5 protein-coding genes are annotated in these 4986 nt (G+C 44.9%); 1 reads left to right on the top strand and 4 read right to left on the bottom strand.

Features of this window, described 5'->3' with window-relative positions:
- Nucleotides 1-78, bottom strand: a 78-nt coding sequence (locus tag AB5642_RS19545; RefSeq protein WP_368371902.1) for a DUF6783 domain-containing protein, incomplete at its 3' end; no start/stop codon positions are given.
- Nucleotides 79-152: 74 nt separating this feature from the next.
- Between AB5642_RS19545 and AB5642_RS19550 the strand changes: the two genes are divergently transcribed.
- A complete protein-coding gene (locus AB5642_RS19550; protein WP_118578501.1) occupies nt 153-1022 on the top strand; it encodes a shikimate dehydrogenase in 870 nt (289 codons plus the stop codon).
- Between the two features lie 172 nt (nt 1023-1194).
- On the opposite strand, the gene thrS is transcribed toward AB5642_RS19550, so the two are convergent.
- From thrS to AB5642_RS19565, 3 genes are all read right to left on the bottom strand, one after another.
- The gene (gene thrS / locus AB5642_RS19555; RefSeq protein WP_334284991.1) at nt 1195-3132 is read right to left on the bottom strand and encodes a threonine--tRNA ligase; all 1938 of its coding nucleotides are present in this window, start codon (nt 3130-3132) and stop codon (nt 1195-1197) included.
- A gap of 494 nt (nt 3133-3626) precedes the next feature.
- Nucleotides 3627-4373: a YdcF family protein gene (locus AB5642_RS19560; protein ID WP_173719352.1), complete on the bottom strand. Its 747-nt coding sequence runs from the start codon at nt 4371-4373 to the stop codon at nt 3627-3629.
- A 207-nt stretch (nt 4374-4580) separates the two neighbouring features.
- The coding region (locus AB5642_RS19565) for an SEC-C metal-binding domain-containing protein (RefSeq protein ID WP_368371900.1) at nt 4581-4986 on the bottom strand (406 nt) is incomplete at its 5' end.

Below are 4986 nucleotides of genomic sequence, written 5' to 3' on the forward strand. Positions count from 1 at the left end.
GTAGCGGGCTACGGCAACCGAATTCGGGTGAAATATACCGCAAAGTGGGGCGTGCAGATTGCGGGAATGATTTTTCACACACGCTCTACCCCAGATCAGTCACTGCTATTGCCTTGGACTTTCAAAATAATAGAAACTTCAGGAGGTACCTTATGATCCCAATTACCGGTCACACACAGCTTACCGCACTTCTTGGAAGTCCGGTGGCACACAGTATTTCACCACTTATGCACAATGAAGCATTCCATCTTCTTGATCTTGATTACACTTATCTTTGCTTCAATGTAAACGAGGAAAATCTGGAAACTGCTGTCATGGGACTGAAAACTTGCGGAATTCGTGGCTTTAACCTTACCATGCCAAACAAAAACAAGATCGTGGAGCTTCTGGACGAGCTTTCCCCTGCTGCCCGACTGATCGGCGCTGTGAACACCGTAGTCAATGACAATGGACGCCTTACCGGCTATAACACTGACGGTGTAGGATACATGCAGGCTGTCAGAGATGCAGGATATGATGTGATCGGAAAAACCATCACCATCATGGGAGCCGGTGGTGCAGCTACTGCCATCTGTGCACAGGCTGCCCTTGACGGGGTAAAAAAAATCCATATTTTTGCCCGTGAGACCAGTCGTTTCTGGAACCGCACACAGAAGCTGGTGGAAAATATCAACGCCACTCTTCCCTGCCAGGCCATTCTTCACGAAAACAAGGATAAAGAAGAACTGGCACAGGCTATCTCCGAGAGTGCGCTTCTTCTCAATGCCACCTCAGTGGGGATGGCTCCTGATACAGAAGGGTCCATTATTGAAGATACCAGTCTTTATCATCCGGATCTGATCGTGTCAGATGTGATCTACAATCCCCGTGAGACACGATTCTTGCGCGAAGCAAGAGAGGCTGGCTGCCGCACCTTCAACGGTATGTATATGCTGCTTTACCAGGGGGCTGAAGCGTTCCGTCTGTGGACAGGAAAAGAAATGCCAGTGGAGGAAATTAAGGCGAAATACTTTTCCGAATAATGCATTCATCTGCTATAATTCACAAGATTATATATTTTTTCACCTAATCCAGCTATATTTTATAACAATGTTAATATTTTCAAGAAAGGCGCCGCATCTCACAGCAGCGCCTTTCTTTTATATGGAAATCACGTTCCTATTTATTCACTTAAAACTTTTCGGAAAATCCGGCTTATTTCTGCTCTTCCTGAACCTCTACCTTACGGTTCTCTCTGCTCTTGATCTCAGCTTTGATAGAAGTAATGAACTCTCCAAGATCCTTCGCACCTTCATCTCCCAGGAAACGGCTTCTTACAGAAACTTTGCCCTCTTCCTCTTCTTTGGCACCAACAACCAGCATATAAGGAATCTTCTGAAGTCTTGCCTCACGGATCTTGTAACCGATTTTCTCAGCACGGGTATCAATTTCGACACGAATACCAGCCTCTTTCAGCTCGTTTACAACCTTTTCTGCATAATCCATATATTTATCAGAAATCGGAAGCACCTTCACCTGTACAGGAGCAAGCCATGTTGGGAATGCACCTGCAAAATGCTCGATCAAAATACCGATAAAACGCTCGATGGATCCAAAAGCAACACGGTGGATCATGATCGGACGATGTTTCTCGCCGTCAGCACCAACATATTCACAATTAAAACGGAGCGGAAGCTGGAAATCAAGCTGGATAGTACCACACTGCCAGGTTCTTCCGATGGAGTCCTCAAGATGGAAGTCAATCTTCGGTCCGTAGAACGCTCCGTCTCCCTCATTTACTACATAATTAAGCCCGAGGTCGTCAAGAGCTCCGCGAAGAGCGTCTGTAGCCATCTCCCAGTCCTCATCACTTCCCATGGAATCTTCCGGACGTGTGGAAAGCTCTACGTGATATTTGAAACCAAACAGCTGATATACCTCGTCAATCAGTTTTGCAACCCCTTTAATCTCCTCACGGATCTGCTCCGGCATCATAAAGATATGGGCATCATCCTGTGTAAAGCAGCGTACACGCATAAGTCCGTGAAGCTGTCCGGATTTTTCATGACGATGTACCAGACCAAGCTCACCCATACGAAGCGGCAGATCACGGTAAGAACGTGGTTCTGACTGGTATACAAGAATACCTCCCGGACAGTTCATTGGCTTGATTGCAAAATCCTGATCGTCAATTACAGTTGTATACATATTTTCTTTGTAATGATCCCAGTGTCCGGATGTCTCCCAAAGATGACGTGCCAGCATGATCGGTGTGGAAATCTCAACATATCCTGCTTTCTGATGGATTTCTCTCCAGTAATCAAGAAGAGTATTCTTCAGAACCATTCCCTTAGGAAGGAAGAACGGGAATCCAGGACCTTCGTCGCTCATCATGAACAGACCAAGCTCTTTACCAAGCTTTCTGTGGTCACGTTTCTTCGCCTCTTCCATACGGGTAATATATTCTTCCAGATCTGCTTTCTTCGTGAAAGAAGTTCCGTAGATTCTGGTAAGCATTTTATTCTTCTCACTTCCTCTCCAGTAAGCACCTGCAATGCTGGTAAGCTTGAATGCTTTTACCGGTTTGGTTGTCATAAGGTGAGGTCCTGCACAAAGGTCAACAAACTCACCCTGCTGATAAAAGCTGATCTCAGCATCTTCTGGAAGATCTTCGATAAGCTCCACTTTATATGGCTCATTTTTCTCTTTGAAGAATGCGATCGCTTCTTCTCTGGATTTGGTAAAACGGGTAATCGGAAGTGCTTCCTTTACCACTTTCTTCATCTCAACTTCGATCTTTGCAAGATCCTCTGTAGTGATCGGGTTCTCGCTGTCAATATCATAATAAAATCCGTCTGCAATAGATGGTCCGATTGCAAGCTTTACATCCGGGTACAGTCTCTTGATTGCCTGTGCCATAATGTGGGATGTGGTGTGACGGAAAGCGCCTTTTCCACCCTCATCCTCAAATGTCAGAATGCTTAACTCGCAGTCCTTGTCAACTACATGTCTAAGGTCAACAACTTCTCCGTCAACCTCTCCTGCACATGCAACTCTTGCAAGGCCTTCGCTGATATCAGCCGCAATGTCGATAACGGATTTTGCTTCTGCGTATTCTTTTTTAGAACCGTCTTTTAATGTGATAATCATGATTCGTGTCTCCTTTTCTTTTTCTGAAACTGTATCCGGCAGGAAACTGTCTGATACGAAAAACGTATGGTAACGTTTGACTGAGCACTGAAAACCAAACATTTTCTGTACTCCCATGCAGGGACGAGACGAGCTGCAGTCTCCAAGGTCACACACAAACGTGGACTTTAACTCATTGCTCGTGAAAAACAAAAGTCCCTTACAATGCTCTCACACTGTAAGGGACGAATATACTCGCGGTTCCACCCTGCTTGCCATAGCATACGTATCTGTAAACCAGGCCACTTATTTGATGGTAACGGAATCACCGGACCGGATTAGGGCCACTCGGAGGTAGTTTTCAACTGTTTCCTGATAAGGCATTTCCAGCCGCCTGCCTCTCTCTGAAACATTCCACAGTTTACTCTTCTCGTCAACGTGTTTTCTTATCACTGTGTCCCATTATAGCCTTGGGTTTTGGGTTTGTCAATAATCTGCAAAATAAAGATGATAAAAAATTAGATATTTCCCCGAAGTTTTTCTTTTACAAGTGCTGCTACTTCCCGCACCACATAATGCACCTGCATAATAGGATCTGATACCGCCGCAATTCCATAAGGATGTTTATATCCCAGCTTTTCCGCCAATTTTACTGCCCGGTACACGTGAAAATTATTTGACAATATTCCCGTATTTTTCTTACTGCACCCGGTAAGCTCATCGGAAAATTTCAGATTTTCTTTCGTGCTTGTAGACTTCTCTTCCAACACCAGCAGCTCCTGTGAAATACCATGCGCTGTCAGATAATTCTCCATACATTTTGCTTCCGTAATATCCTCCCCAAAGCCCTGTCCGCCGGAAAGGATCAGCGTGGTATCTTCATTCTCCCTGGCATATTTCAGTGCCGCCTTCAGACGAAGCTCCAAAGCCTTGGATGGTACATCTCCTTTTACATGGGCACCTAACACAACTACATAATCCAGGTTCTTTTTCCCGGAAGACTTCATTCCGGAAATTACACGGCTGCAGATAAATCCAAAACAGACAATTCCGATCAGCACAGCCACCATGATCACAGTTCCCAGCCATCCAGGGAAAATTCCCGGATGATTTCTGCCATAGCGGATCAGTACTGCGCCGCCTTCCAGAACCGCTGTAAGCAGTACCCAGAACCAGGCAAAATCAGCTGTAATGCCAGCATATACCACGATCAGCACATAATAAGCCAGGCTTAAAATCCCGGCGCAAAAACAAAATAAACTCAAATTCTCTTCTCTCTTTCTAAATTCAAATCCACTCTGCGTGTTTCACTCATTACTCGCACAAAGCAAACTGATTCATACTTGTAGAACTCATAAATCAACTAATTTTCCTATAAATATACACGAAACGGATTGCCTGGCAGTCATCCACCATTGCAATCCGTCCCCACAGCCGGAATCCACCGGATCCCGGTCTATATTCACATTTTATTATTTGTTTCTACCGCAGCAGAATTTATATTTCTTTCCGCTTCCGCATGGACACGGATCGTTACGTCCGATCTTGTGTGCCTTAACAACAGTACCGGATTTCTTCTGCTCAAGATAAAGCTCTTTACGTTTCTCCGGGGTAAAGATCTTGTCCCACTGTGGAAGATTGTAAAGCCAGTCAGCTTTAGCGTCTACCATGTTCTTGTAAAGAAGCTCTTTGTCAAAGCAAAGACTTACGGTAGTATTCTCATCCATAGTCTCGATCGGATTCTGAACCTTAAGGCTGTCATTGATTCCATCAAGGAAACCAACCATGGTGAGCACTTCCTGATTATATTTCTCAGCCAGCTCTTTAACTGTACCAGTAACTACTTCGTCCGGATTCTCAAGAAGCTGTGCATAAATG

The organism is Ruminococcus sp. 1001136sp1_2201st1_G3_2201SCRN_220225 (assembly GCF_040924365.1).
GTDB classification, from domain to species: Bacteria; Bacillota; Clostridia; order Lachnospirales; family Lachnospiraceae; genus Blautia_A; species Blautia_A faecis.